Origin of the sequence: Aquidulcibacter paucihalophilus (assembly GCA_030285985.1) — a bacterium.
Classification (GTDB): Bacteria; Pseudomonadota; Alphaproteobacteria; order Caulobacterales; family Caulobacteraceae; genus Brevundimonas.
The window spans coordinates 2,107,914-2,134,470 of the sequence record CP127384.1 but is presented as its reverse complement, the minus strand read 5'-3'; the positions used below and the strand labels follow the sequence as shown (position 1 = coordinate 2,134,470).

Below are 26,557 nucleotides of genomic sequence, written 5' to 3'. Positions count from 1 at the left end.
CCCCGAGGGCGCGAAACGCGTCCTGAACTCACTTCAAGGCACGCTTCTCATGGCCCGCGAAAACAAGATCGAGGACTACCGCAACTTCGGCATCATGGCCCACATCGATGCGGGCAAGACGACGACGACCGAGCGGATCCTGTATTACACCGGCAAGAACCACAAAATCGGCGAAGTCCACGACGGCGCCGCGACCATGGACTGGATGGACCAGGAGCAGGAGCGCGGCATCACCATCACGTCCGCCGCGACGACCGCCTACTGGAAAGGCAAGCGCCTCAACATCATCGACACCCCCGGCCACGTGGACTTCACCATTGAAGTCGAGCGTTCGCTGCGCGTGCTCGACGGTGCCGTGACGGTGCTGGACGGCAACGCCGGCGTTGAGCCGCAGACCGAAACCGTCTGGCGCCAGGCCGACAAATACCGCGTGCCGCGGATCGTGTTCGTCAACAAGATGGACAAGATCGGTGCCGACTTCGACGCCTCGGTGCAGTCGATCCGCGACCGTCTGGGCGCCAAGGCCGTGCCGATCCAGTTCCCGATCGGTTCGGAATCCTCGCTGTCGGGCCTGGTCGACATCGTCGCCATGAACTCGGTGGTCTGGGACAACGACGCCCTGGGCGCCAACTTCACCGTCGGCCCGATCCCGGACGACCTGATGGAGAAGGCCGTCGCCGCTCGTCAGTACCTGATCGACAACGCCGTCGAACTCGATGACGAGGCGATGGAGGCCTATCTGGACGGCACCGAGCCCTCGCTGGAAGTGCTGAAGAAGTGCATCCGCAAGGCCGTGCTGACCGGCGCCTTCTATCCGATCCTGTGCGGCTCGGCCTTCAAGAACAAGGGTGTGCAGACGCTGCTGGACGCCGTCGTCGACTATCTGCCGGCGCCGATCGACATCCCGCCGACCCCGGGCATCGACTTCAAGACGGAAGAGCCGATCGTTCGTCGCGCCTCGGACGACGAGCCCCTGTCGGTTCTCGCGTTCAAGATCATGGACGACCCCTTCGTCGGTTCGCTGACCTTCTGCCGCATCTATTCCGGCAAGATGGAAACCGGCATGGGCCTGCTGAACTCCAGCCGCGATCGTAAAGAGCGCGTCGGCCGCATGCTGCTGATGCACTCCAACGACCGTCAGGACATCAAGGAAGCCTACGCCGGCGACATCGTCGCCCTGGCCGGCCTGAAGGACACCCGCACCGGCGACACCCTGTGCGATCCCCTGAAGTCGCCCGTCATCCTCGAGAAGATGGAATTCCCGGCGCCGGTGATCGAGATCTCGGTCGAGCCCAAGACCAAGGCCGACCAGGAGAAGCTGGGCGTCGCCCTGGCCAAGCTGGCCTCGGAAGATCCCTCGTTCACCGTCTCGACCGACCACGAGTCGGGCCAGACCATCCTCAAGGGGATGGGTGAACTGCACCTGGACATCAAGATCGACATCCTGCGCCGCACCTACAAGGTCGACGCCACGATCGGCCAGCCGCAGGTCGCCTACCGTGAATCGCTCGGCCGCAAGGTCGACATCGACTACACGCACAAGAAGCAGACCGGCGGTACGGGCCAGTTCGCCCGCGTCATGCTGACCTTCGAACCCGGCGAGCCGGGCTCGGGCTTCGTGTTCGAGAACTCGATCGTCGGCGGTGCCGTGCCCAAGGAATACATCCCGGGCGTCCAGAAGGGCCTCGAGTCCATCAAGGACGGCGGCCTGCTGGCCGGCTTCCCGCTGATCGACTTCAAGGCGACGCTGACGGACGGCAAATACCACGACGTCGACTCCAGCGTGCTGGCGTTCGAAATCGCGGCCCGCGCCGCCTTCCGCGAACTGAAGGAAAAGGGCGCGCCGAAGCTGCTCGAGCCGATCATGGCGGTCGAGGTTGTGACCCCCGAGGACTACCTCGGTTCGGTCATCGGCGACCTGAACGGCCGTCGCGGCATGATCCAGGGTCAGGACATGCGCGGCAACGCCACCGTCGTGAACGCCTTCGTGCCGCTGGCCAACATGTTCGGCTATGTGAACACCCTTCGCGGGATGTCGCAGGGCCGCGCCGCCTTCACCATGCAGTACGACCACTACGAGCCGGTGCCGCAACACGTCGCCGACGAAGTGATCAAGAAGTATTCCGCCTAAACCCAACACCCTGAAATTTTGGACAAGCCCCCTGTTCAGGGGACGGAGAGAAGAGAATGGCCAAGGAAAAGTTCGAACGTAACAAGCCGCACTGCAACATCGGCACGATTGGTCACGTTGACCACGGCAAGACGACGCTGACGGCGGCGATCACGATGGTTCTGGCCAAGGCCAGCGGCGGCAAGGCGATGAACTACGCCGACATCGACGCGGCCCCGGAAGAAAAGGCCCGCGGCATCACGATCAACACGGCGCACGTCGAGTATGAGACGGCCAACCGTCACTACGCCCACGTCGACTGCCCCGGCCACGCCGACTATGTGAAGAACATGATCACGGGCGCCGCGCAGATGGACGGCGCGATCCTGGTGGTTTCGGCCGCTGACGGCCCGATGCCGCAGACGCGCGAGCACATCCTGCTGGCCCGTCAGGTCGGCGTGCCGGCGCTGGTGGTCTACCTGAACAAGGTCGACCTGGTGGACGACGCCGAGCTGCTCGAGCTGGTCGAGATGGAAGTGCGCGAGCTGCTTTCGTCGTACCAGTTCCCGGGCGACGACATTCCGATCACGGCGGGTTCGGCCAAGGCCGCGACCGACGGCGTGAACCCGGAAATCGGCGAGCAGTCGGTGATCAAGCTGATGCAGACGGTTGATGACTACATCCCGCAGCCGGCGCGTCCGCTGGACCTGCCGTTCCTGATGCCGGTGGAAGACGTCTTCTCGATCTCGGGCCGCGGCACCGTGGTCACGGGTCGCGTCGAGCGCGGCATCGTCAAGGTCGGCGAGGAAGTCGAGATCGTCGGCATCCGTCCGGTCCAGAAGACGACCTGCACGGGCGTGGAAATGTTCCGCAAGCTGCTGGACCAGGGCCAGGCGGGCGACAACGTCGGCGTGCTGCTGCGCGGCACCAAGCGTGAAGACGTCGAGCGCGGTCAGGTTCTGTGCAAGCCGGGTTCGATCACCCCGCACACCAAATTCCTGGCTGAAGCCTACATCCTGACCAAGGAAGAGGGCGGCCGTCACACCCCGTTCTTCACCAACTACCGCCCGCAGTTCTACTTCCGCACCACGGACGTGACCGGCATCGTGCACCTCAAGGAAGGTGTCGAGATGATCATGCCCGGCGACAACGCCGAGCTGAACGTCGAGCTGATCACCCCGATCGCCATGGAAGAGAAGCTCCGCTTCGCCATCCGTGAAGGCGGCCGCACCGTCGGCGCCGGCGTCGTCTCCAAGATCACCGAGTAAGCCTTTCGGTGCACTAACGCTCGCGACGCGGTCGCTCACTGCTTGAGCGCGGTCGTGAAGACAAAGAGAACGGCCCCCGGAGCAATCCGGGGGCCGTTTTCGTCGCTTGACCCTGCCCCGCGCGGCGCGGAGGGTTCTTCAGGCCATTGCGCGCCCTGTTACGGAAGATGGAATTGGGACCAGAGCGAAGGATCACCCATCCGGTCGCGGCCTATGGCCTTGCCGTGGCGGCCTGGCTGGTCGCCTTCCTCGTCCGCATGGGCCTGGATGACCAGTTCCCGCCCGGCTTTCCCTATCTGACCTTCTTTCCGGCGGTCGTGGTGGTCACCTATCTGGCGGGCCTGCGCGCCGGCCTTTTGACCGCCGTCCTGTCGGGCCTGACCGCCTGGTGGTTCTTCATCGGGCCGCCGGGGTTCGAGCTCAACAGTGCGACCAGCCTGGCCCTGGCCTTCTATGCCTTCGTGGTCGCGGTCGACATCTTCTTCATCCACGGCATGCAGCGCGAGCGTCGCCGGGCGGAAGTCGAGGTGGAGCGGAGCCGGGAACTGGCCGAGAGCCGGGACCTCCTGTCCCGCGAGATCCAGCACCGGGTGAGCAACAACCTGCAGGTGGTTTCGGCCATGCTGGCACTGCAGGCCCAGCATACGACCGATCCGGACGCCCGGCGCGGCCTGCAGGAGGCGAGGGGCCGGACCGCCCTGATCGCCAAGGTGCAGCGCGGTCTGCATGACCTGAACGGCCACGCCCTGCCATTTGCGGCGTTCGCCCGTGATCTGCTGGCGGATGCCCTCGATGCCGCCGGGCGCAACGATGTCCAGCTGACCGTGACAGGCGGCGAGCAGCCCCTGTCAGCGGACCAGTCGACCCCGGTCAGTCTGATCATGCTGGAATGCGTCAACAACGCCCTCGAGCACGGTTTCGCGGGCCGGAGCGGCGTCATAGGGGTCGATCTTTCGATGGACGGCGCACAACAGGCGCTGACGGTCACCGATGACGGCGACGGCCTGCCGCCGGGGTTCGAGGCCGCCCAGGCCGGCTCGCTGGGCCTGCGGATCGTGCACAGTATGGCGCGCCAGCTCGGCGGACAGTTCGAGATGATCGCTCGAGACCGCGGCGTCTGCAGCCGTCTGGTCTTCCCCGTCGAGGCGATGGAGGGACCCGCCGCGGCCTGAACCCGGGATTCCCGAGGCGGGCGAGAGTGCTTGCGGGAACCATCGATCCGGGGCCTACGTTCGCGTCACGGACGTTAGGAATTCAGTAACCATGCGGCGCGCGCTTCGGATCGGCCTGTTCATCGGCACCTTCATCGGCATGTCGGCCTGCGCCGCGATGCCCGACAGCGGTTCGCGCGGCGGCTATGGAAGCGTCGAGGTCGGCCGCACGAACTGACGCCAAGGAAACCGTGGCGGCGGAGACGAATTCCGCCTATCATCCCGCTCGCGGACGCCGACTGTCGCGCCGCGCCGGTTTCGACCCCCCTAGATGTTAGCCTTCGCCATCGTCGTCGTTCTGCTCCTCGTGGTGCTAAACGGCCTGTTCGCCATGACCGAGCTGGCGGTCGTCTCCTCCCGCAAGTCCAAACTCCACAGCCGCGCCGAACGCGGCGACAAGGGCGCGCGGGCGGCCCTGAGGCTGGCCGAGGATCCGACGCATTTCCTGTCGGCCGTCCAGGTCGGCATCACCCTGATCGGCATTGCCGCGGGTGCCTACGGCCAGGCCTCCATCGCCGGTGAGCTTAACCGCATCCTGTCCGAGGCCTTTCCGGCGCTCGGCCACTGGGCGCAGGTCATCTCGACCACGCTCGTCATCATCTTCATCACCTATGTGTCGGTGATTGTCGGCGAACTGGTGCCCAAGCGGCTGGCGCTGATCTTCCCGGAATCGATCGCCTCCAAGATGGCGGCGCCGATCTCGACCGTCGCCATCGTGCTGAAGCCCTTCGTGTTGATCCTGACGGCCTCGACCTCGGCCATCCTCAAGGTCATGGGCGTCAAGGACCGCGACGGCTCGGACGTGACCCAGGAAGAGGTCGAGACGATGATCGCCGAGGGCACGGCCTCCGGCCTGATCGAACCCGAAGAACAGACCATGATCGAGGAGATCCTGCGTCTGGGTGACCGGCCGATTCGCGTCGCCATGACGCCGCGGCACGAGGTGTTCTGGATCGCCCTGGACGACACCGAGGAGGTCCTGCGCACCGAGGTGCGGACCTGTCCCTATTCCCGGATCGTGGTCGCGCGCGAGAACGACGTCGATAACCCGCTGGGCGTGGTCCACAAGAAGGACCTGCTGGACAGCCTGCTGGACAATGGCGAGTTCAACGTCGAACGCCATGTGCAGACACCGGCCTTCATTCCGCAGTCGACCTCGGTGCTGAAGGCGCTGGAGATCATGAAGGCCTCCAAGGTCCATATGGCCTTCCTGGTCGACGAGTTCGGTGCCTTCGAGGGCGTGGTGACCGCGACCGACCTGCTGGAAATGATCGCCGGGGACTTCGACGAGGGCCACGACGACGCCGAGGTCAATGTGCGCCAGCGCGAGGACGGCAGCTGGCTGGTCGACGGCCAGACCGACATCGACGAGCTGGCGGATACGCTGGGCGAGGATTTCGGCGAGGCCGATGGCTTCCACACCATCGCCGGCCTGGTGCTGCACCAGCTGTCGCGCGTCCCCAATGAGGGCGAAATCCTGCAGCTGGGACGGTTCGAGGTCGAGGTCATCGACATGGACGACCGCCGGATCGACAAACTTCTGTTCAAACAGGTGGTCAAGCCTGAGGACGAAGCCCGGGCCGTGGCCGAACAGTACGAGGATTAGGGGCCAAGCCGCTTGAAAACCCCCGCGGGGTCGGGCATACGCCGCGGTCTGGCGAAGCCGAGCGCGCCTGGGGGGAGACCCTCCGGCGCGTTATAGTTTTGTCCGGAACCTAGGAGTGTAGCTCAGCTGGTAGAGCATCGGTCTCCAAAACCGAGGGTCGTGGGTTCGAGTCCCTCCACTCCTGCCACTTTTCACTGACGACGCGGCTTCCTATCTGCGTCGTCAGCCCGTTGAAACGAGACCAGAAGACCATGGCCAAGGCCAAGAGCCCCTCGGGGCGCCGCACCCAGCCCGTCCAGCCGGCGATCGCCGGGAACGCTGTGGCGGCCGAAGCGAATGCGCCGAAGAAGCCGCGCACCTCGATTCCCCAGTTCGCCAGCCAGGTCCGCGCCGAAGGGCGCAAGATCGTGTGGCCGAGCCGCAAGGAAACCTGGATCACCTCGGTGATGGTGCTGATCATGGTCGTGATCGCCTCCATCTTCTTCTTCGTGGTCGACGCCGGTCTGTCTGTGGCCTCGCGCTTCATCCTCGCGATCGGCCAGTAGGAAACACCCCCCATGACCGACGCCGCCCCCAAGCCCGCCGCCAATCCCCGCCACAAGTGGTACATCGTCCACGCCTATTCGAATTTCGAGAAGAAGGTCGCCCAGCACCTGACGGACCAGGCGCGCCAGCAGGGCCTCGAGGACTGTTTCTCTGAAATCCTGGTGCCGACCGAGGACGTGGTCGAGATCCGCCGCGGCCGGAAGGTCAACTCCGAGCGCAAATTCTTCCCCGGCTATGTGCTGGTGAAGATGGAGATGACCGACGACGCCTATCACCTCGTCAAGAACACCCCGAAGGTCACCGGCTTCCTGGGCGCCGCGGGCGGCACCAAGCCGCTGCCGGTCTCGGAGCGCGAGGTCCAGAACATCATCGGCCAGGTGGAGGAGGGCGTCGAACGTCCGAAACCCACCATCCGCTTCGACATCGGCGAGACCGTCAAGGTCATCGACGGTCCCTTCGCCAGCTTCGAGGGCCAGGTCGAGAGCGTCGACGAGGACAACGCCCGCCTGCGCGTGGCCGTGTCCATCTTCGGCCGCCCGACCCCGGTCGATCTGGAATACAATCAGGTCGAGAAGAACGCGGGCTGATCCCAGGCCGGTTCTGACGTTTTGCAGCGGCGGCCTTCGGGCCGCCGTTTGCTTTTGCGGCGGCCTTTTGCTACACGCGCGCCTCGCTCTTAAGGGCGGTGCGGGTTCGCCCGCATAAATCCGTGGGAGGCAGCCATGCCAGACCACGGCTCACCGGTCCCGATTGAGTTCGGGGCCATTGTAAGGAGAGACCAATGGCCAAGAAGATTCTGGGCTATATCAAACTGCAGGTGCCGGCCGGCAACGCCACGCCGTCCCCCCCGATCGGGCCCGCCCTCGGTCAACGCGGCGTCAACATCATGGGCTTCGTCAAGGAGTTCAACGCCCGTACCGAGAAGGAAGTCAAAGGCACGCCCCTGCCGACCGTGATCACGGTCTACCAGGACAAGAGCTTCACCTTCGTCACCAAGACCCCGCCCGCGACCCACTACATCAAGCAGGCCGCCGGGATCACCTCGGGCTCGAAGATGACCGGCCGCGAAGTGGCCGGCAAGATCAAGCGCAGCCAGCTGCGTGAGATCGCCGAGAAGAAGATGAAGGATCTGAACGCGAACGACCTGGACGCCGCGACCAAGATCATCGAAGGCTCGGCTCGCGCCATGGGCCTCAACGTCGTGGAGGGCTAAGCACATGGCCAAGCAAACCAAGCGCACCAAGGCCCGTACCGGCGACACCGTCGCCCTGATGGCGTTCAACGACGCCATCGCCGCGGTCAAATCCAACGCCACCGCCAAGTTCGACGAGTCGATCGAGATCGCCGTCAACCTGGGCGTCGATCCGCGTCACGCTGACCAGCAGGTCCGCGGCGTCGTGAACCTGCCGTCGGGCACGGGCCGTGACGTTCGCGTCGCCGTCTTCGCCAAGGACGCCAAGGCGGCTGAAGCCCTGGCTGCCGGCGCCGACATCGTGGGTGCCGAGGATCTGTACGAGAAGATCAACGGCGGCTTCATGGACTTCGACCGCGTCATCGCGTCCCCGGACATGATGGCCCTGGTCGGCCGTCTGGGTAAGGTGCTGGGCCCGCGCGGCCTGATGCCGAACCCCAAGGTCGGCACCGTGACCCCGAACGTCGCCCAGGCCGTCAAGGACGCCAAGGGCGGTGCGGTCGAGTTCCGCGTCGAGAAGGCTGGTATCGCCCACGGCGGCATCGGCAAGGCCTCCTTCACCCAGGAAGCCCTCGAAGCCAACGTGAAGGCCTATGTGGACGCCCTGCAGAAGGCCCGTCCGGCCGGCGCCAAGGGCACCTACGTCAAGCGCATCACCCTGTCCTCGACCATGGGACCGGGCTTCAAGATCGACCCGGCGTCGCTGAACGCCTGATCGGCCTGGCTGACTGAATGAAGAGGGCGGCGACCGCAGGGTCGCCGCCCTTTTTTCATTTTCAGGCCGCCTGTGCTTTGCGGACGCTTGTATCAGGCGCGCAAGCAACCGAAGGTTCAGACGGATCTTGGGCCCGGGGGCGTCATGCGTATCTTCTTTGTGTTGCTGGCCGCCGTCTGGCTGGGCTTCGCCGCGCCGGCCGCGGCGCAGGAGTCCGCGGGAGAGGCCCGCCGCCTTGAACTGGCGGAGCGGTATCTCGAGGTCACCCAGGGCGAGAACCTGAGAAAATCGATCAGCGCCTATTTCGAGGAAACCTTCGCCAAGTCGGAAATGCCGGCTGACCAGCGTGACTGGCTCACCCTGAACATGACCGCCGCCTTCGACAAGGCGATGCAGGCGACCTTCACCGATCTGACCGATGACGTCGCCGAGCTGTTCAGCGAACCGGAGCTGGAGGCGATGATCGCCTTCTATGACACGCCCCTCGGGCGGTCGATCACCGAGAAGAGCTTCGAGTTCGGCGTCCGGCTGGAGACGGTGATGACGCCCCATCTGACCGAGGCCTTCACCCAGCTGGGTGAGAAATTCTGCGCGCAGTTCGAATGCGAGGCCGGTGAGGAGTCGGCGTCCAAATTCGGGCTCTAGCTTCGACCTTCGGGTTGATTTCTATTGCAAAGAATCTTCAGGCAACGGACGGATTGACGGGCGCCGGCTGGCGGCGCTCGCCGCTTCCGGATCTCCGCCCGACCGATGACAACGCCGTTGATCCATGCCCGGCCGGTCGAGCGCCGTCAGGTCGCGGCCCTGCCGTGGCGGCACGGGCCGGACGGCATCGAGATCATGCTCGTCACCTCACGTGAGACGCGGCGCTGGGTCACGCCCAAGGGCGGCCGGATGACCGGGCTCAGCGACGCAGAGTCCGCGGCGCAGGAGGCGTTGGAGGAGGCGGGGATTGAAGGCGTGGTCGGGGACGCGCCGCTCGGGACCTTCCGCTATCTGAAAATCCTCAAGCGTCGGGCACCGCGCTGGTGCGTGGTCGCGGTCCATGCGCTGGAGGTCCGGGTCGAGCACGAGACCTGGCACGAACAGGCGGAGCGCGAACGGGTCTGGGTCAGCCGGGACGAGGCCGTCCGCCGGGTCGATGAGCCGGAGTTGAAGGCCCTGATCGCCGCCTTCGAGGGCTAGGCCCTCACCGCCCGCGCCAGATAGCAGCCGCGCGGGGCGAAATGGATGTGGACCTGATCGGTGGCCGGATGGTCGAACCAGGCCGCCAGCCGGTCGTCGAGGGTTCGGCCGTCGATGACCTCGCCCTCGATCATCATGTTGCGCCGGTCGTAGACGCGCAGCGAGAGCGGGCGTCTGGCCAGCATCTCCGGCGCCGGGCCCTCGATCGCGCCGGCCTCCACGGCCGCTTCACGCACGAAGATCGGGCCCGAGGCGCGATAGGGGGATGTGGCGTCGGTCAGGTGGGCGTGGTTGACCAGCACCAGCCGCTCGCCGGCGTCGGCGTCACGCAGGCTGACCCGGCAGGGGGCGCGGCCTGGCGCATCAGCGACCCAGCGCCGGGCGCCGACAGCGGCGAGCTCGCTGTCTGACATGGAAAAGAACCGGGTGAACGGGGCGAGCGGCAGGGCTTCGATGCGGTAGGTCATGAGGGTCTCCTTCGATCGCCAGGGTGCGACGAAGGGTTGGGGCCGTCTCGCGGGTTTCGGACGTTGCGCCGGGCCGCCGGCATCCCCACAACGGGGGTATGAACGCACCCTTCAAGACCCCTACCGATCCGCTCGACGCTCCCGTCTGGGACCTGTCCGACCTGTACGCCTCGCGCGAGGACGCCCGTATCGAGGCCGACCTGGCCCGTACGCGCGGCATGGTCGATGCGCTCAACGCGCTGCAGGGCAAGCTGATTGCGGCGCGCGGCGAGCCGGCGGCGCTGGGCGAGCGGCTGGACCGGGCGGTGAGCCTGTATGAGCAGGCGTCCGACATCCTCGGGGCGTTGGGGGCCTATTCCTTCCTGGCGGCCTCGACGGATCGCAATGACGCGGCGGCCCAGGGGTTCGAGGCCACCGTGCGCGAGAAGCTGACGGCCATCGCCACGCCAACGGTCTGGGTCACGCTGGAGGTCAACCAGCTGGAGGAGGCCGAGATCGAGGCGGCGCTGGCGGCGCATCCGGCGGCGGCGCGCTGGCGGCCGTGGCTGCGGCGCGTGCGGGCAATGAAGCCGCATGAGCTGTCGCAGGAACTGGAGACTTTCCTGGCCGAGCGTGGCCCGATCAGCGCCCAGTGGCCGCGCCTGTTCGACGAGACGCTGGCGGCGATGAAGGTGAAGGCGGGCAAGGACGAACTCACCCTGTCCCAGGCGCTGAACCAGCTGTCCGATCCCAAGGGCGCACGGCGCAAGGCGGCAGCCGAGGGGCTGAACGAGGCGCTGGCGGCGCGGACCCAGACCATGGCGCTGGTGATGAACACCGTCGCCGCCGACAAGGCGCTGGAAGACAAATGGCGGGGCTTCAAACGCCCGGCGGATGCGCGGCACCTGTCCAATGAGGTCGACGGCGAGTCGGTGGACGCCATGGCCGAGGCCGTGGCCGCCGCCTATCCGAAGCTGTCGCACCGCTATTACGCGCTCAAGGCGCGGGCCATGGGCAAGGCGAAGCTGGACCAGTGGGACCGCAACGCCCCGATCGAGACGAGCGCCCCGCGCGGTTATGACTGGGCCGCGGGCAAACAGCTGGTGCTGGAGAGTTTCGCCGATCTCGGGCCGGAGTTCGCGGATCGGGCCGGCGGCTTCTTCGACAAGCCGTGGATCGACGGCAAGGCGCGGCCGGGGAAACAGTCAGGGGCCTATGCCCACCCGGTCACCTCGGACCGCCACCCCTATGTCTTCCTGAACTGGATGGGCGAGCGTCGCGACGTGCTGACGCTGGCGCACGAACTGGGGCATGGGGTGCACCAGACACTGGCGGCGGGGCAGGGGAGTTTGCTGGCCGATACGCCACTGACGCTCGCCGAAACCGCCTCGATCTTCGCCGAGGGCCTGACCTTCGACCGGCTGTTGAAGACGGCGCCGAAGGCCGAGCAGCGCGGTCTGCTGGCCGGGCGGATCGAGGACGGGCTGAACACCGTGGTGCGCCAGATCGCCTTCCACCGGTTTGAGACGCGGTTCCATGACGAGCGGGCGGCGGGCGAGCTGCCGGTCGAACGGATCGGCGAGATCTGGATGGAGGAGATGGTGGCGTCGCTCGGCCCCGCGATCACGCTCAACCCCGGCTACGAGAATTGGTGGAGCTATGTCAGCCATTTCGTCCACTCGCCCTTCTATGTGTACGCCTATGCGTTCGGCGACCTGCTGGTGGCGGCGCTGATGGAGACGCGAGCCAAGGACCCGGCGGGGTTCACGCCGCTGTATCGGGAGCTGCTCGCGGGCGGGGGATCGCGTGGCTATGTCGAGGCGCTCGCGCCGTTCGGCCTGAACCCGCGCGATCCGGCCTTCTGGACCATCGGGACGAAGCGGCTGGAAGGGTTGATCGACCGGTTCGAAGCCCTGGTCTGACGGCCGGCGTTGACGGGCCGGGTTGGACGCGCGAGCGTCCCGCCATGCGCACCCTGATCCTCGCCGCGGCCCTGGCCGCCCTCCCTCTGGTCGCCCACGCCCAGACGACCCCGGCCCCGCCGTCACCGGCCGTGCGCGCCATGGCGGCCGGGTACAAGGCCCTGACGGTCTGCAGCGCCCTGAAGATGGCCGAAGCGGCGGGCGGGAGCCGGACGCTGGAGAGCGTGGAGGCCAATGAACTGGTCGGCGTCTATCCGGAACTGGACGGGCTGGTCCGCGCGATGCTGGTCGAGATCGGCGATCGGCAGGTCTCGGTCGCCTGGGATGAGGCCATGCCGCCTCGGGTGGCGGAGTTCTCGCCGGGACGTGGCTGCGCCATTCAGCCGGTCGGCTGGACGGGCGAGAGCCCGGACATGTTCCTGCCCGGCGTGCGGGTGAACGAAACTTACGTCCCGGCGGCCCCCGTCGGCGACGCCGCCCGTCTGAACGAAGCCGTCGAAAGCGCGTTCGAGGGCCGCTACGGCGAGGGCTCGAACACCACCGCCGTGCTGGTGCTGCAGGCCGACCGCGTGGTTGCCGAGGCCTATGCCGACGGCTTCGGCGTCGACACGCCGCAGCGGACATGGTCGGTGGGCAAGAGCCTGGCCGGGACGATCATCGGCGCCGCCGTCCATCGCGGCGAGGCCGATGTGAACGCGCCCGCCGCCATCGCCGACTGGAGCCGTCCCGGGGACCCGCGCGCAGCCATCACCCTCGACCAGCTGATGCGGATGGCCTCGGGCCTGACCAGCGACACGGCGGGCAACCGGACGGACGCCCTGTATTTCGGCGGGGTCGGGATCGATGAGCAGGCCACGACCTGGCCGCTGATCGCGCCGCCGGGAACCCGCTATCGCTACGCCAACAACGACACCCTGCTGGCGGTGCTGTCGATCGCGCCGACGTTTGCGGACCACTCGCCGGCCGACCTGTTCCGGCGGCTGGGCATGTACGACACCTGGGCCGAGACCGACTGGCGCGGCAACTACATGCTTTCCAGCCAGGTCTGGACCACGGCGCGCGATCTTGCCCGGTTCGGGCAGCTGTACCTGCACGACGGGGTGGTCGACGGTGAGCGCATCCTGCCCGAGGGCTGGCGCGACTACGTCTCCCGTCCGTCAGGCCCCCAGCCGAACGGCGAGCAGGGCTATGGCGCGACCTTCTGGTTGATGAACAATTCGGAGGGCGTGCCGACGGATACGATCTCGGCCAACGGCAATCGCGGCCAGTATGTGATCATTGTGCCGAGCCGGAACATCGTCATCGTGCGCCGGGGCGAGGACCCGGCCGGCCGGCGGTTCGACTTCATCGCCTTCACCCGCGACGTCCTGGCCGCGCTCGACTGATCGCGATTTGAACCGGACGTCTTGAGCGGGACGCAAGGCTCGCTATAAGGACGCCACCCGCCGTTACAGATTCCCGGACCCGATCATGGCCAACTCCCACGACTCCAACGACGCCTATGTCCGCGGTTCGCAGGAAATCAGCGAGCAGGAGTCGACGTTCGACGCTTTCGTCGGCCTGTCCAAATGGGGCTCTCTGATCATCGCGGCGTCCCTGCTGTTCCTGGTGATCTGGTTCCAGCCGGGCGGTGCCTTCATCCCCGCCTTCATCTCGGCCGTGGTGGTGCTGGTGCTCGGCTTCTTCGTCCTGAAGTCGCCCAAAAAGCATTAAGCGTCAGGTGCGCTAACGCCCGCGACCCGGTCGCTCGCTGCTTGAGCGCGGCGCGAAGCGCCAGGCCACCCTCTGGTCCGACCTCTGGTCGGCCCAAGGGTAAACTGGTCGAGAAGGCGGAGCCTTCTGACCGCGGCCCGGCAAACAAGCTGCTTTGACGCGCCCTCCCGGATAAGCCTAACGTCGCTCTGTCGAGAGATGACGGAGGGATTCGCTTGGCTGTCGCCATCGCTGTGACCCGCGAACGCCGAGATGGCGAAACGCGCTGCGCCGTCACCCCGGAAACGGTGAAGAAATTCGTCGCCATGGGCGCGACCGTGACGGTCGAGGCCGGGACGGGGACCGGCTCATCCATTCCCGACGACGACTATGCCGCCGCCGGCGCGACCGTGGCCAAGGACACCAAGGCGGTGCTGTCGGGCGCCGATATCGTGCTGAAGGTGCGCGGGCCGACGGCTCAGGAGACCAGCGCGCTCAAGCCGGGCGCGATCGTCGTGGCCCTGCTGGACGCGTATCGCGACAAGGAGACGGTGACGGCCCTGGCCGGTGCCAACGCCTCCGCCTTCGCCATGGAGTTCGTGCCGCGGATTTCGCGGGCGCAGGTGATGGACGCCCTGTCGTCGCAGGCCAACCTCGCCGGCTATCGCGCCGTGATCGAGGCGGCCTACGCCTATGGCAAGGGCTTCCCGATGATGATGACGGCGGCGGGCACGGTCGCTCCGGCCAAGGTCTTCATCATGGGCGTGGGCGTGGCCGGGCTGCAGGCCATCGCCACGGCGCGGCGGCTCGGGGCGGTGGTCACGGCCACCGACGTGCGGCCCGCGACCAAGGAGCAGGTGGAATCGCTGGGCGCCAAATTCCTCGCCGTTGAGGACGAGGAGTTCAGGAACGCCCAGACGGCCGGCGGCTACGCCAAGCCGATGTCGCCCGAGTATCAGGCCAAACAGGCGGCCCTGACCGGCGAGCACATCAAGAAGCAGGACATCGTCATCACCACCGCCCTGATCCCCGGACGCGCCGCGCCGGTGCTGGTCAGCGCGGCCCAGGTGGCGACGATGAAGCCGGGCTCGGTGCTGATCGACCTGGCGGTCGAGGCGGGCGGCAATGTCGAGGGCGCCAAGGCCGGCGAGGTGGTGACCACGGCCAACGGTGTCCAGATCGTCGGCCATACCAATCTGCCGGGCCGGATCGCGTCCGACGCCTCGTCGCTCTACGCCAAGAACCTGGTCGCCTTCGTCGGTCTGATGATCAAGGACGGGGCGCTGGCGCTGGATCTGGAGGACGAGATCCTCAAGGCCTCTGCGGTGACCCACGGCGGCGCCGTGGTGCACGAGGGGGTGCGGGGATGACCGCTTCAAAGGGTGCGACGGGCTTCATCCAGGGGTTCGCCACGGCGGCGATGGGCCTGGGCTTGCTGCTCGCCGTCGTCTGGCTGGCGCTGTGGGGGCTGGAAGCCGCGGGCGGACCGGACTGGCGGATGCCGATGCAACTGCTGCAGAGCGCCGGGGCGCTGGTCCTGATCGGATGGGTGTTGAGGGTGCTGCTGCAGTCGCGCGGCGTTAAGGGAGCTGCCTGATGGAACACGTTGACCCCACTGTCTTCCGGCTGGCCATCTTCGTGCTGGCGATCTTCGTCGGCTATTATGTCGTCTGGTCGGTGACGCCGGCCCTGCACACGCCGCTGATGGCGGTGACCAACGCCATCTCCTCGGTGATCGTGGTCGGCGGGCTGATCGCGGCGGCGGCCTTCAGCGGCGACGCGGGGCCGAACGGCTGGATCGCCAAGGGAGCCGGCGTCGCGGCCGTGACCCTGGCCAGCGTCAACATCTTCGGCGGCTTCATGGTCACCCGGCGCATGCTGGCCATGTACCGCAAGAAGGAAAAGCCCAAGGCGGCGGAGGCGGCCAAGGCATGACGCAGGCCGTGCTTTTCATGGCGATCTTGCCGCTGGCGCTCCTGCTGGTGCTGCTATTCGTATTGATCAGCGGCCATCTGAGCGAGCGAGCGCGGGTTCGTATTCAGTGGGCACTGATGCTGACGGTCTATCCTGTCATGATCCTCCACTTCGGATGGCAGGCCTGGGAACGCCAGCAGCGCGCTGACTGGCTTGAGTTCAGCCTATTCCTTGCCGCGGCTCTCATCTTCGCACTCCAACTCGTCCAGTCGGTTCGATCAGGGACGCTCTTTCCGAGATTTCGGAGCCAGAGGGCGTGACCGTAGACGTCCTCCAGCTCGCGGTCGGCGCGTCCTGGGTCGCCACGGCGATCGGGGCGGGGCTGTGGCTGTGGAGCTGGCTTCGCGAGAAGGACGCCATCCGCAAGCTGCGGTTTCTGGACTGCGGCGTGGTGTTGCTGTTCGCCTCCATCCTGCTGCGCATCGTGGCCCAGGAAAAGACCATGAGCACCTGGGACTGGGCGATGATCTTCATCGGGCCGCTGTTCATCGCCGCCGCCCTCTGGCGGCTGGCGCGCACGGCCCACCTCCCGCCCGGACGTTGAGACTGAGGGAAGACTGATCGCATGAACGCATCCTTCGCGGCCCTGGCCTATCTGGTCTCCGGCGTCCTGTTCATCCTCAGCCTGCGCGGCCTGTCGAGCCCGGAGACGAGCCGGCAGGGCAATACCTTCGGCATGGTCGGCATGGCGCTGGCGGTCGGCGTGACCCTCGCCACCCTGTGGTCGACGGGGACGCTGGACACCCTGACCCTCGGCCTGATCGCGGGCGGGGTGGTGGTCGGCGGCGGGGCGGGAGCCCTGATCGCCGGGCGGGTGCAGATGACCCAGATGCCGCAGCTGGTCGCGGCCTTCCACTCGCTGGTCGGCATGGCGGCCTGTCTGGTGGCCATCGGCGCGGTCTATGCCCCCGAGAGCTTCGGCATTGCCACCGCTGCCGGCGGCATCAAGACCCTGTCGATCATCGAACTGAGCCTCGGCGTTGCCATCGGTGCCATCACCTTCACCGGCTCGGTGATCGCCTTCGCCAAGCTGAACGGCAATATGAGTGGCGCGCCGATCATCCTGCCGGCGCGACACCTGCTGAACATCGGCCTGCTGCTCGGCCTCGTGGTCCTGATCGGGGTGATGATCACCTCCGGCGGGACGGCGGTCTGGGCGTTCTGGGGCGTGTTCCTGATCGCCCTGATCCTCGGCGCGACCCTGATCATCCCCATCGGCGGGGCGGACATGCCGGTGGTGGTGTCGATGCTCAACTCCTACTCCGGCTGGGCCGCGGCCGCGCTGGGCTTCACGCTCGAGAATATCGCCCTGATCATCACCGGGGCGCTGGTCGGCAGCTCGGGCGCGATCCTGAGCTACATCATGTGCAAGGGCATGAACCGCAGCTTCATCTCGGTGATCCTGGGCGGCTTCGGCGGTACGGACGCCGCCGGCGGCGAGGCGCGGGTCGAGACCCGGCCGGTCAAACAGGGCAGCGCCGACGACGCCGCCTTCATCATGAAGAACGCCTCCAAGGTCATCATCGTCCCCGGCTACGGCATGGCCGTCGCCCAGGCCCAGCACGCGCTGCGCGAGATGGCCGACAAGCTGAAGGAGGAAGGGGTCGAGGTGAAATACGCCATCCACCCCGTCGCCGGCCGCATGCCCGGCCATATGAACGTCCTGCTGGCCGAGGCCAATGTCCCCTATGACGAGGTGTTCGAGCTGGAGGACATCAACAGCGAGTTCAGCTCCTGCGACGTGGCCTTCGTCATCGGTGCCAATGACGTCACCAACCCGGCCGCCAAGACCGACCCGCAGAGCCCGATCTACGGCATGCCGGTGCTCGATGTGGAGAAGGCCGGCACGGTGCTGTTCATCAAGCGCGGCATGGCGGCGGGCTATGCCGGCGTCGAGAACGAGCTGTTCTTCCGCGACAACACCATGATGCTGTTCGCCGACGCCAAGAAGATGGTCGAGGGGATCGTGAAGGGGCTGTGATCCGCTACCTCGGGCACAAGCCATTCAACTGGCCCGCGGCGGTTCTGGTATTTGGTTGGAGCGGACTCTCCGTCCCGATGCTCCTCGGCGGAAGTCGTCTTATCTCTGCTTTTCGGCAAGGGCTCCCGTCCGAGCCGCTCGCATGGTGGCCGGAGATGTCGTTTGTCGGCTTCGCGCTGACTTTCACCCCGCTGATGCTGGGAGGCTTGGCCTGTGTGGTCCCTCCCTGGACAAGGTCCCGCCGGACGGGGGTTGGCCTGGTTGCCCTGGGAGTTATCGCCTTCGCCGCTGGAATCCTGTGGGATGCGAGTAGCGGAGTCGCGCTCTATCCGGACAAGCTCATGTACCGGGATGCCGGACTTGGGCAGCCGCTTGAGACCCGGAGCTTCATGGACATCCGCCGCACAGAGAGTTCGTGCGTTATCGTGCGGCAACGGGGGAGCCGGGCAGGAAAGCCGAGAGGCGGCCTTACACTGAACTTCGGCGACGGCAGGCGGTTTGAGATATGGGATCGCGGCGGTGGCTGGATGGACCGCGAACGGGAGCCGCGGCTTCCCGTTGTCGAGCGAATCTTTGCCGCCGCTGGACAGGCGGGCGCGGTTCGGGCTCCACAGCGCCGCAGTGATGGTCGTACGGCGTTCGACAGCGGTTGCCCCGCACGCCTCGCTGATCGCCTGGGGGTGCCTGTTGAGCGAATTTCAGCACTCCTTGTTGTCGATCAATCCGAGCTGAGGCCCGGCGAATATGTCGTGATCCCGGAGAGCTGATCCGGTCATGGCTTTGTCCGACAAGACCTACATCCGCTTCGTCTGCTTCCAGTCGATCGGCCGCCAGCGCAGTCGGCTCGGTCTGTTCAAGGCCATCGATGAAGCGGTCGAGAGTGAGCACGCGCCGGGCTGGGCCATCGCAGAGGCGAGAAGCCTGAGCGCCTGGTTCAACGCCAATCTCGCCATCCCGAAGGCCTTTTCGACCGGGGGCCACAAGGGGTTCGGCCAGCCGGGGCTGTCATGGTTCAAGCCCGCCGCCACCGGGCACATCAGCCGCATGCATCGGCTGAAGATCGCGCTCGAGGAATGCGGCATCCACGTCGAGGTTTTGACCACCCGCGATCCCGGCCTGATCGTCTGGCAGGACCAGTTCCAGATCGTGGCCGAGCCGCGGGGACGGAAATTCTGAGCCGCCGACGCGCCCGACTGCGTCACCCTGCCCGCCCTTTGCAATATTGCGTCCGGCCCCGCGGGGGGTCTCTCGCGCGTTAGGGTTCAGAGCGCCAGCCCATCGCGGCTGTGATGCCTGAAAGCCCTTTCCTATGGTCAACAAGATCCTCGCTCCCGACGAACGCGCTCTCGAAGAGGAAAAGGACGCCGAACCCGTCATCCATTATGAGCCGAAGGACTTCTCCGACCGTTTCGCCCTCGGCTTCACCAAACTGCTGAGGGTCTGCGCCGACACCTTCTTTGCCAAGAAATATGGCCACCGCGCCATCGTGCTGGAAACGGTCGCCGCCGTGCCGGGCATGGTCGGGGCGACGCTTCAGCATCTCCGCTGCCTGCGCGAAATGCGGGACGACGAGGGCTGGATCCGTACCCTGATGGAGGAGGCGGAGAACGAGAGGATGCACCTGATGACCTTCATCGAGGTGGCGAAGCCGACGTATTTTGAGCGGCTGGTGGTCCAGCTGGCCCAGGCGGTCTTCTATATCGGCTTCTTCCTGCTCTACCTGATCTCGTCGCGCACGGCCCACCGCGTGGTCGGCTATTTCGAGGAAGAGGCCGTGATCAGCTACACCCTGTATCTGAAGGAAATCGACGAGGGCCGTTCGCCCAACGTCGCGGCCCCGGCCATCGCCATCCACTACTGGAAGCTGCCGGCCAACGCGACGCTGCGCGATGTGGTGCTGAAGGTGCGGGCCGATGAAGCGCATCACCGCGACGTCAATCACGGCTTCGCCAGCACTCTGGCCAGACTGCCCGTCAGCACTGTACCGTCGGCCCCCTATCCGCCCCATGCGACGGAGCTGAGGGGCGCAGCCTGAGGGGAGGGCGACCATGGCCGAGCCGAAGACAAAACCGACGGATGTGCCGGTCGCCGATTTCATCGCCGCCGTCGACAATCCCCGTCGCCGTGCGGATGCCGAGGTCATGCAGGCCTTGCTGACCGAGGTGTCCGGCGCTGCCCCGGTCATGTGGGGACCATCAATCGTCGGCTACTGCAGCTATCGGGGGCCGACGGGCGACTGGCCGATGATCGCCTTCTCGCCGCGCAAGGCCCAGCTGGTTCTGTATGTGATGGGCGATTTCGAAGCCCGGGGTGATCTTGTCTCACGGCTGGGCAAGGTCAGCACCAAAGGCGGCTGCATCTACATCAACCGGATGGACGCCGTCGACGAGGGGGTGCTGCGCGACCTGGCGGCCGCGTCGCTGGCGCATATGTGGGCGAAATACCCCGGGTGACCGATCACGCCGCCATGCGGAAATCTTCGGCCGGATCAAAGGCCGGGCGGGCCTCGTCCCACAGGGCGTCCTCGTCGGCGTAGCGGGCGGACAGGCGGGCGTCGATGACGTCGATCACCTGTTCCTCCAGCCGGTCCCAGATCACGGCCAGATCACCGCAGCCGTCGGCCTCGCACGGCACGATCAGATAGCGGCTGGCGGCGACGGCGGCGTGGGGAGCGAACGAGCGGGCCATGGGATGTCTCCGGGGAGTGGGTCTCTGTTGAAACTCACCTTGGAGCAGCGTTGCGTCAAAAACGGTCGTATGCCATCGTCGGCGCATGAGACAGGACAAGGCGGCCGTGGTGATCGAGCTGGCGCGGCGGATGGCGGCCAGCGCCGAGGGCCTGACGCTGGACGAGATGGCGCGCGAGAGCGGCGTGGGCCGGCGCACCGCCGAGCGGATGCGGGACGCGGTCCTGGCCCTCTATCCTGCCGCCGAGGAGGTGTCGGACCCGCCGACCAAGCGCTGGCGCATCCGGGGCGGCCTGTCGGCGTTCGAACAGGCCCCGACGACGACCGAACTGGTCGAGCTGAGCAAGGCGGCGCAAGGGCTGCGGGCGGCGGGCGAGCCGGGCCGGGCCGCGGCGCTGGAGGGGCTGGAGCGCAAGCTGAAGTCGGCCATGCGCTCGACCACCCTGAACCGGCTGGCCCCCGATCTGGAGGCACTCGTAAGGGCCGAGACCATCGCCGTGCAGGCGGGGCCGCGACCGTCGGCCGATGAGGCGGTGCTGGCCGAGATCCGGCAGGCGATCCTGGCGGGGCAGCCGCTGGGCTTCATCTACAGCCGTCCGGGGGCGGAGGCGCGGCGGCGCAGCGTGGCCCCGTGCGGGGTGATGTTCGGCCGTGCCAACTATCTGGTCGCCGCCGACCGGGAGAGCGGGCGGATCCAGACCTTCCGCCTCGACCGGATGAGCGCCGTGCGGGCCGAGGACGGGGTGGCCACTCCGCCTGCGGAGTTCGACCTGCAGGCCTTCGCCAGCCAGTCGTTCGGCATCTATCAGGACGAGATCGAGGATGTGGTGCTGCGGGTCACGCCGGGCGGCGCGGCCGAGGCGCGGGCCTGGCGCTGGCACCCGACCCAGACGGTCGAGGATCTGCCGGACGGCGGGGTCGAGGTGCGGTTCCGGGCCTCGGGCATGCGTGAGCTGGCCTGGCATCTGTTCAGCTGGGGCGACCAGGTGCAGATCGTCGCGCCGGCGCGACTGAAATCGGTGATGGCCGCCGAGCTGGCAGCGGCGCAGGCGGCGCTCGAACGGGGCTGAGCCGCAGCGGCCCACCTCGCGGCGAACCGGGCGGCGAAGGGCGCGCCTGATGAGACCAACAGGCAGGTTCACGACGAACCGCGTCCCGGGCCGGACCAGATCCGGGGGGCCGGGCCTAACCCGTCGCGGGCACCGATCGGTCCCAAGCGTGACCAAAGCTTAAGCTGACGCTGGCCGCCGTACTGCGTAGTTCCGGATTTGAAGCGGGGGGATTTCATGCGTCCTTTGTTGATTGCAGCCTTGGCCGGTCTGGCATTCGCGACCGCCGTATCGTCGGCGGAGGCGCGCCCGCCGGCGGCATCGCAGGACGCCGGGGGCTCAAGGCCCGCCGTGACCGTCACCCGCGACGGCGACGCCTGGACAGCCGAGTATGAGCTGGACCGCGACGCCCCGGTCTGGGCCTTCTTCAACTCGGCGCTGCTCGAGGAAACCCACCTTCCGTGGCGGCCGGACCAGTGGCGGGTCGTCACGCCGGGGGTGGTTCTGGAGCGCTCCGCCGCCCGCGATATCCTGCGCATGACCGACGGCGGGCCCGTTCCGCGCCGGGTGCAGATCGCCTTTACCTCGAAGCCCGAGAACCTTGAGGCCGAATATGAGGTACTGGTCTTCACCGACGGCTCGGTGGCCATGCCCAGCGGCCTTTTCGACGTGTTTCCGCTCGCGTCGGTCGCCGCGGTGGCCGAGGTCCCGCACGATCTGACCGACTATCCGCTTGAGACCGGGCCGTCCTCGGTGACCTGGCGTGACCGGGCCGGGCCGGTCCTGTTCCGGGGCCAGCGCGTGGCCGCCGCGACGGCCGTGGCGGCGGAGACCTATGTCCTGTTTGGTCAGGTCGAACTGGCCGAAAGCGATGGCCTGGTCACCGTGATCGACCCGCAGCTGCCGCCGTGGATCGGCGCGGCCGTCAAGGATTTCGCGCCGAGCATCGCCGAGGTCTATGCCCGCCGCCTGGGGCCGGGACAAAGCGATCGTCCGACGGTCATGATCAGCTGGAACGGCCCGACCCCCGGTCGTACCTCGATGGGGGGCAGCGTCCTGCCCGGTCTGGTCGTGATGAAATTCGACGGTGCCGGCGTGGTTGAGCCGAGCGCCCGGGTGCTGTCGATGGCGCGCTGGTTCATCGGGCACGAGAGCGCGCATTTCTGGCTCGGAGGGGTGGTTACCTATGAGCGCGCCCGCGACGCCTGGATCACCGAAGGCGGGGCGGATCTGATGGCGATCCGGGCGGTCAAGGTGATCGACCCCGCCTGGGACGCCCGGGCGGAACTGCAGAAGGAGGTCGACGACTGCATCCGACTGGCCGATCAGCCGGTGGTCGAGGCCGCCGAACGCGGCGAGCATCGGGCGAACTACGCCTGCGGGGCGGTGTTCGCCATGGTCGCCGAGAGTGCCCAGCGACGGGCGACCGGTGGGGACTGGTTCGACTTCCTCAAGCCGTTGATCGACGCCAGCCGTGCGGACGGGGTGCTGACGCGGGATGAGTGGCTGGACGCGCTGGACGCCGTGTCGGGCGACCGGTTGCTGCGGCAGGATATGGAGACGCTGCTGGACGAGGGATCGCCGCTGGCGGCGGAGCTGGTCGCGGGACTGCTGGGGCGGTCGGGCGTGGCGATGCGGCGCGAGGCGGGCCGGGTGGTGCTGGAGTAGGGCGGGAGAGGTCGGCTTTCGACCCAAAGCGGACGTCCGGTGTACGGCGGAGCTAAGGCCCGCGCATAGGCTTAACGCGGGCGGTGCCCAAGTCCCTGGGCGCGGTCAGCGTTAGCCTCTGGTACCCTTTCGGGTCTCCTCTGCCCTCCGCCGTACTCCTCACTTTAGCATGGAGGATCGAGGTCGGGTAACCAGCTTGAGACAACTGTCCGCTTCCGACCCAAAGCGGACCTCTCCAGAGAGAGGGCAGGCTAGCCCCGGTCTCCACGCTTAGCTACCCAAGCCTGCTCAAGTTCGCGAATACGTTTGCGTTGAAGCTGCGAGCGGATTTCCGTTCGCTCGAAGAAGTGCCCGTCGCGCCAGATCAGACCGGCGGCCACCGCGTGCATCTTTAGCTCATCCAGATCGTCAACTCGCTCGTAAGCCCAAACCCTCCACCGGACGACGAGAACGGACCATGTGAGCCAAGCCAAGGGCCAGCTTGCAAAGAAGGCGAGCCCTGCCGCCGCACCGGCTGTTTGCACATCAAGTCCAAGGAGCAGGGGCACCGCAAAAGCGAATGCCGGGACGCCAAACATCATCGACATGACCGCGCCGTTGACGGTCAGGTTGCCACGGCTGACGGCTTTTGAGGGCGTGATTTTGGTAGCGATGACAGACTTCTCCACCCCTTGAGGCAGCTCACGGTGCATCTTGAGCAGCGACTTTTCAATGTCCGCTTCCTATCCTCAGGCGACGGGCGGCTATCGACCCATAGCGGACGTTGGCGCGAGCCGTTGCGGTTTGGCGACCACGGTGCATAGCTAGCCGAATGTCTCACCGTCATGCGTTTCGTTGGATACAAGTCTTAGTCGCAGGCGGCCTCGTCGCCTCGTGCGCCGCGCGCCCTTATGATTATCGCGACTGGCAGGCACCGCCGGCTGTCGACCCTTTTTTGGTCGATCAGCGTGTCGAGGGCGGGCGAGATGGTCGGATGAATGTGATGGGCGAAATTGTGATGTTCGAGAGCGAGTGCGGAACAATCACAGTGCGCCGCCTACAGGGTCCCCCCGTCCAGTTCGACGAACCAGCCCTTACGCACCGTGGTCGTATCGAGGTCTATGAACGAACCAGCGACCGCCCCGATTGCGATGGGGCTGTCGGCGACGATGTCGCATTGGTCGCGGTTGATATCGGGATCCCGCCTGAGTTTGGACAGGCTGCCTTTACGAACGCCAGTGTTCGGCCAGTCGCCGGGGATCGCGTTCTGATGCGATGGTTCGCCAACATTCATGTGCCAGACGATCGGGCCGCTTTACCTCTCAATCACCCGGGGCGGCGTCCAGGCGGGCGTTGGTAGACCGCTGAAGTGTGCCGAGAGCAGAAATCAAACGCTCGTCCGAAAGTCCGCTTTCCCCCAGAGCCGACCGTCCGCTAACGACCCATTGCGGACCTTCCCGGCTCCGCTACGGTTGAGAGATGAGAGCCGCCTACGACAAGCTTTTGGAAGAAGTCTGCGTCCGCCTCGGGTTCTGCGGTTCCGTTGTCGATGGCCAACCCCTGCACGTTGACCAGTTCCTCCCTCAGTCCGGCGTCTTGACCAATGAGGAGTTCGCCGACGCCCTATTCAAGGCGGAGGGCTGGGACCCGGATGGCTCAGAGGCCCAAACTTTCCGTTCCAGTGTGCGCGAGGCGTTCGTCCGGCACATGGGCGGCTCAGAGATGGACGCGGGCCAGCGGTAAAAAATGTCCGCTAACCACCCAAAGCGGACGTCCGCCTCATCCCCCCGCGAACGGATACGGACTGACCGACTTGGCCCAGTCGTCGACCACCAGAGGGCGGTCGATCGGCGCTGCGGCGCGTTCGGCGCAGGGGTGGCGGTGGCACAGGCGGCAGGCCGGGCCGATGGGGGTGACCTCGGGCGCGGTCAAGTCGAGGCCGCGGGCATAAGTCAGGCGGTGGGCGTGCTTCAGCTCGCAGCCGAGGCCGATGGCGAGGTCCTGGCCCTCGGTGAAGGCGCCAAAAGACGATCCGGCGCCCTGGCGGTCGACGGTGCGGGCGAGGGTGAACCAGCGGCCGCCGTCCGGGGTCTCGATGATCTGGGTGATGACACGACCGGGCGTGCGGAAGGCGGAGTGCAGCCGCCAGCGGGGGCAGGCCCCGCCGAAGCGGGAGAAGGGGAAGGCTCCCGAGGCGAACCGCTTGGAGATGTTGCCGGCCTGATCGACTCGCATGAGGAAGAAGGGCACGCCGCGCGCCGTCGGGCGCGACAGGGTGGTCAGGCGGTGGGCGGCCTGTTCGTAGCTGACGCCGAAGCGGGCCTGCAGTCGGCCGAGGTCGTAGCCGGTCTCCTCCGCCGTGCGCTGGAAGGGGCCGTAGGGCATCAGGATGGCGGCGGCGAGGGTGTTGGTCAGGGACACCTTGAGCAGGCGGCGCGTGGGCTCGTCGGGGGCGGAGGCGGCGTCTGCGAGGGCGGTCAGCGCGACGTCATGCTCTGACAGGGCCAGCTGGAAGGCGACGGCGAAGGCGCGGGAGGCGGGGCCGAGGGTCTCGGACAGCAGCAGCCGTTTGCGGTGCGGGTCATAGCGACGGGTCCATTCGACCATGACCTCGGCCGGCAGGGTGCGGACGCTGAGGCCGTGGCGGGTCTGGAGGCGGGCGCGAACCCGGGTCTCGAACGGCTCACCCGGGGTCTCGGCGAGGAGGGCCTCGGCGAGGCCTTCGCCGAGCGTGTCGAGTTCGGGGAAATGGTTGCGGCGCGACTGGATGTATTCGCGCACCCAGTCGGAGGGGCTGTCGTCGCCTCCGCCCGCCTTGGCACCCTCGCGGGCGCGGCGGTCGGAGAAGGCGCGGTACAGCCGCAGCAGGGCGTCGGCTGCGGCGGGCTGGTCTTCGGCCAGCTGGACGATCTCGTGCCGCGGCACCGCCAGGCCCTGGAAGACCGGATCGGCGAAGGCCTCGGCCAGTTCGGCCTCGGAGGCGGGACCGGCGGACTGGCCGAGAGTGCGCAGGTCGACGTCATAGGTGTCGGCCAGCCGCAGCAGCAACTGGGCCGAGACGGGCCGCTGGTTGCGCTCGATGTGATTGAGGTAGGAGGGCGAGACGCCGAGATCGCCCGCCATGGCGGTCTGGGTCAGGGCCAGATCACGCCGGAGCCGCTTGAGGCGGCCTCCGAGGAACAGCTTGCGATCGGCGGCGGCGTCCATGATCGCATGTTAGTCACAAAATGACTTAACGGTCTATGTCACATCATGACTGAATGACACGAATGGCTCGACCGGGTCTGTGTCATTCGTGACTTGGGCGTGTTCTGCTCCTCGAGACC

Annotated in this window: 32 protein-coding genes and 1 tRNA gene; 28 read left to right on the top strand and 5 right to left on the bottom strand. The window is 66.9% G+C overall.

The genetic code is table 11. The features are described 5' to 3' along the window. Positions 1-49: 49 nt before the first annotated feature. From fusA to KB221_10455, 12 genes are all read left to right on the top strand, one after another. Positions 50-2,131 (top strand): elongation factor G, encoded by a 2,082-nt coding sequence (fusA, locus tag KB221_10510; protein ID WIY68526.1) that lies wholly within the window; start codon positions 50-52, stop codon positions 2,129-2,131. Positions 2,132-2,187: 56 nt separating this feature from the next. Next, positions 2,188-3,378: an elongation factor Tu gene (tuf, locus tag KB221_10505; protein WIY68525.1), complete on the top strand. Its 1,191-nt coding sequence runs from the start codon at positions 2,188-2,190 to the stop codon at positions 3,376-3,378. Between the two features lie 167 nt (positions 3,379-3,545). Beyond that, the gene (locus KB221_10500) at positions 3,546-4,550 is read left to right on the top strand and encodes a DUF4118 domain-containing protein (protein ID WIY68524.1); all 1,005 of its coding nucleotides are present in this window, start codon (positions 3,546-3,548) and stop codon (positions 4,548-4,550) included. Positions 4,551-4,641: 91 nt separating this feature from the next. Next, positions 4,642-4,767, top strand: coding sequence for a hypothetical protein (locus tag KB221_10495; protein WIY68523.1), 126 nt, complete (start codon positions 4,642-4,644; stop codon positions 4,765-4,767). Positions 4,768-4,860: 93 nt separating this feature from the next. Then, the gene (locus KB221_10490) at positions 4,861-6,195 is read left to right on the top strand and encodes a hemolysin family protein (protein WIY68522.1); all 1,335 of its coding nucleotides are present in this window, start codon (positions 4,861-4,863) and stop codon (positions 6,193-6,195) included. 111 nt (positions 6,196-6,306) lie between these two features. Beyond that, a tRNA-Trp gene (locus KB221_10485) sits at positions 6,307-6,382 on the top strand. Positions 6,383-6,446: 64 nt separating this feature from the next. After that, on the top strand, positions 6,447-6,740 hold the full coding sequence (gene secE, locus KB221_10480) for a preprotein translocase subunit SecE (protein ID WIY68521.1): 294 nt from the start codon (positions 6,447-6,449) through the stop codon (positions 6,738-6,740). Positions 6,741-6,752: 12 nt separating this feature from the next. Continuing rightward, positions 6,753-7,328 carry a transcription termination/antitermination protein NusG gene (nusG, locus tag KB221_10475; GenBank protein ID WIY68520.1) on the top strand — a complete coding sequence of 192 codons (576 nt, stop codon included), beginning with the start codon at positions 6,753-6,755 and terminating at the stop codon, positions 7,326-7,328. A 194-nt stretch (positions 7,329-7,522) separates the two neighbouring features. After that, the gene (gene rplK / locus KB221_10470) at positions 7,523-7,954 is read left to right on the top strand and encodes a 50S ribosomal protein L11 (protein WIY68519.1); all 432 of its coding nucleotides are present in this window, start codon (positions 7,523-7,525) and stop codon (positions 7,952-7,954) included. A 4-nt stretch (positions 7,955-7,958) separates the two neighbouring features. After that, complete coding sequence (gene rplA, locus KB221_10465; GenBank protein ID WIY68518.1) at positions 7,959-8,648, top strand: 50S ribosomal protein L1; 690 nt, start codon at positions 7,959-7,961, stop codon at positions 8,646-8,648. 144 nt (positions 8,649-8,792) lie between these two features. After that, complete coding sequence (locus KB221_10460; GenBank protein ID WIY68517.1) at positions 8,793-9,293, top strand: DUF2059 domain-containing protein; 501 nt, start codon at positions 8,793-8,795, stop codon at positions 9,291-9,293. Positions 9,294-9,398: 105 nt separating this feature from the next. After that, positions 9,399-9,833 carry an NUDIX hydrolase gene (locus KB221_10455; GenBank protein WIY68516.1) on the top strand — a complete coding sequence of 145 codons (435 nt, stop codon included), beginning with the start codon at positions 9,399-9,401 and terminating at the stop codon, positions 9,831-9,833. Here KB221_10455 and KB221_10450 read toward each other — a convergent pair. Continuing rightward, a complete protein-coding gene (locus KB221_10450) occupies positions 9,830-10,300 on the bottom strand; it encodes a DUF1203 domain-containing protein (GenBank protein ID WIY68515.1) in 471 nt (156 codons plus the stop codon). The two genes, KB221_10455 and KB221_10450, sit on opposite strands and share 4 nt — an antisense overlap. A gap of 98 nt (positions 10,301-10,398) precedes the next feature. Between KB221_10450 and KB221_10445 the strand changes: the two genes are divergently transcribed. The 13 genes from KB221_10445 to KB221_10385 all read left to right on the top strand — a co-directional run bounded on the left by KB221_10445 (position 10,399) and on the right by KB221_10385 (position 20,301). Next, positions 10,399-12,201 carry a M3 family oligoendopeptidase gene (locus tag KB221_10445; protein ID WIY68514.1) on the top strand — a complete coding sequence of 601 codons (1,803 nt, stop codon included), beginning with the start codon at positions 10,399-10,401 and terminating at the stop codon, positions 12,199-12,201. A 44-nt stretch (positions 12,202-12,245) separates the two neighbouring features. Then, the gene (locus KB221_10440; GenBank protein ID WIY68513.1) at positions 12,246-13,586 is read left to right on the top strand and encodes a serine hydrolase; all 1,341 of its coding nucleotides are present in this window, start codon (positions 12,246-12,248) and stop codon (positions 13,584-13,586) included. 85 nt (positions 13,587-13,671) lie between these two features. Further along, a complete protein-coding gene (locus KB221_10435; GenBank protein WIY68512.1) occupies positions 13,672-13,914 on the top strand; it encodes an aa3-type cytochrome c oxidase subunit IV in 243 nt (80 codons plus the stop codon). A 215-nt stretch (positions 13,915-14,129) separates the two neighbouring features. After that, positions 14,130-15,263, top strand: coding sequence for a Re/Si-specific NAD(P)(+) transhydrogenase subunit alpha (locus KB221_10430; GenBank protein ID WIY68511.1), 1,134 nt, complete (start codon positions 14,130-14,132; stop codon positions 15,261-15,263). After that, positions 15,260-15,490, top strand: coding sequence for a hypothetical protein (locus KB221_10425; GenBank protein ID WIY68510.1), 231 nt, complete (start codon positions 15,260-15,262; stop codon positions 15,488-15,490). Before KB221_10430 ends, KB221_10425 begins: the two co-directional genes overlap by 4 nt. Then, a complete protein-coding gene (locus tag KB221_10420) occupies positions 15,490-15,828 on the top strand; it encodes an NAD(P) transhydrogenase subunit alpha (GenBank protein ID WIY68509.1) in 339 nt (112 codons plus the stop codon). The genes KB221_10425 and KB221_10420 overlap by 1 nt, the downstream gene beginning before the upstream one ends. Then, positions 15,825-16,127: a hypothetical protein gene (locus KB221_10415; protein ID WIY68508.1), complete on the top strand. Its 303-nt coding sequence runs from the start codon at positions 15,825-15,827 to the stop codon at positions 16,125-16,127. The genes KB221_10420 and KB221_10415 overlap by 4 nt, the downstream gene beginning before the upstream one ends. Continuing rightward, the gene (locus tag KB221_10410) at positions 16,124-16,411 is read left to right on the top strand and encodes a hypothetical protein (GenBank protein ID WIY68507.1); all 288 of its coding nucleotides are present in this window, start codon (positions 16,124-16,126) and stop codon (positions 16,409-16,411) included. Before KB221_10415 ends, KB221_10410 begins: the two co-directional genes overlap by 4 nt. Positions 16,412-16,432: 21 nt before the next feature. Then, a complete protein-coding gene (locus KB221_10405) occupies positions 16,433-17,848 on the top strand; it encodes an NAD(P)(+) transhydrogenase (Re/Si-specific) subunit beta (GenBank protein ID WIY68506.1) in 1,416 nt (471 codons plus the stop codon). Continuing rightward, positions 17,845-18,615, top strand: a complete 771-nt coding sequence (locus KB221_10400) for a hypothetical protein (protein WIY68505.1) — start codon at positions 17,845-17,847, stop codon at positions 18,613-18,615. The genes KB221_10405 and KB221_10400 overlap by 4 nt, the downstream gene beginning before the upstream one ends. A gap of 7 nt (positions 18,616-18,622) precedes the next feature. Further along, a complete protein-coding gene (locus KB221_10395; protein WIY68504.1) occupies positions 18,623-19,024 on the top strand; it encodes a hypothetical protein in 402 nt (133 codons plus the stop codon). Between the two features lie 133 nt (positions 19,025-19,157). Beyond that, on the top strand, positions 19,158-19,883 hold the full coding sequence (locus KB221_10390) for an alternative oxidase (protein ID WIY68503.1): 726 nt from the start codon (positions 19,158-19,160) through the stop codon (positions 19,881-19,883). Between the two features lie 13 nt (positions 19,884-19,896). Continuing rightward, on the top strand, positions 19,897-20,301 hold the full coding sequence (locus tag KB221_10385; GenBank protein ID WIY68502.1) for a DUF1801 domain-containing protein: 405 nt from the start codon (positions 19,897-19,899) through the stop codon (positions 20,299-20,301). Between the two features lie 4 nt (positions 20,302-20,305). On the opposite strand, the gene KB221_10380 is transcribed toward KB221_10385, so the two are convergent. Then, on the bottom strand, positions 20,306-20,536 hold the full coding sequence (locus KB221_10380) for a hypothetical protein (GenBank protein ID WIY68501.1): 231 nt from the start codon (positions 20,534-20,536) through the stop codon (positions 20,306-20,308). 85 nt (positions 20,537-20,621) lie between these two features. On the opposite strand from KB221_10380, the gene KB221_10375 reads away from it, so the two are divergent. Further along, positions 20,622-21,605 carry a WYL domain-containing protein gene (locus tag KB221_10375; GenBank protein WIY68500.1) on the top strand — a complete coding sequence of 328 codons (984 nt, stop codon included), beginning with the start codon at positions 20,622-20,624 and terminating at the stop codon, positions 21,603-21,605. Positions 21,606-21,821: 216 nt separating this feature from the next. Further along, a complete protein-coding gene (locus KB221_10370; GenBank protein ID WIY68499.1) occupies positions 21,822-23,252 on the top strand; it encodes a M1 family aminopeptidase in 1,431 nt (476 codons plus the stop codon). A 251-nt stretch (positions 23,253-23,503) separates the two neighbouring features. Here KB221_10370 and KB221_10365 read toward each other — a convergent pair whose 3' ends face one another. Then, positions 23,504-23,944: a hypothetical protein gene (locus KB221_10365; protein ID WIY68498.1), complete on the bottom strand. Its 441-nt coding sequence runs from the start codon at positions 23,942-23,944 to the stop codon at positions 23,504-23,506. A gap of 344 nt (positions 23,945-24,288) precedes the next feature. Next, positions 24,289-24,525, bottom strand: coding sequence for a hypothetical protein (locus KB221_10360; protein WIY68497.1), 237 nt, complete (start codon positions 24,523-24,525; stop codon positions 24,289-24,291). A 185-nt stretch (positions 24,526-24,710) separates the two neighbouring features. On the opposite strand from KB221_10360, the gene KB221_10355 reads away from it, so the two are divergent. Continuing rightward, positions 24,711-24,974: a hypothetical protein gene (locus tag KB221_10355; protein WIY68496.1), complete on the top strand. Its 264-nt coding sequence runs from the start codon at positions 24,711-24,713 to the stop codon at positions 24,972-24,974. A gap of 36 nt (positions 24,975-25,010) precedes the next feature. Here KB221_10355 and KB221_10350 read toward each other — a convergent pair whose 3' ends face one another. Then, positions 25,011-26,438, bottom strand: coding sequence for a short-chain fatty acyl-CoA regulator family protein (locus KB221_10350; protein WIY68495.1), 1,428 nt, complete (start codon positions 26,436-26,438; stop codon positions 25,011-25,013). Positions 26,439-26,557: the final 119 nt, after the last annotated feature.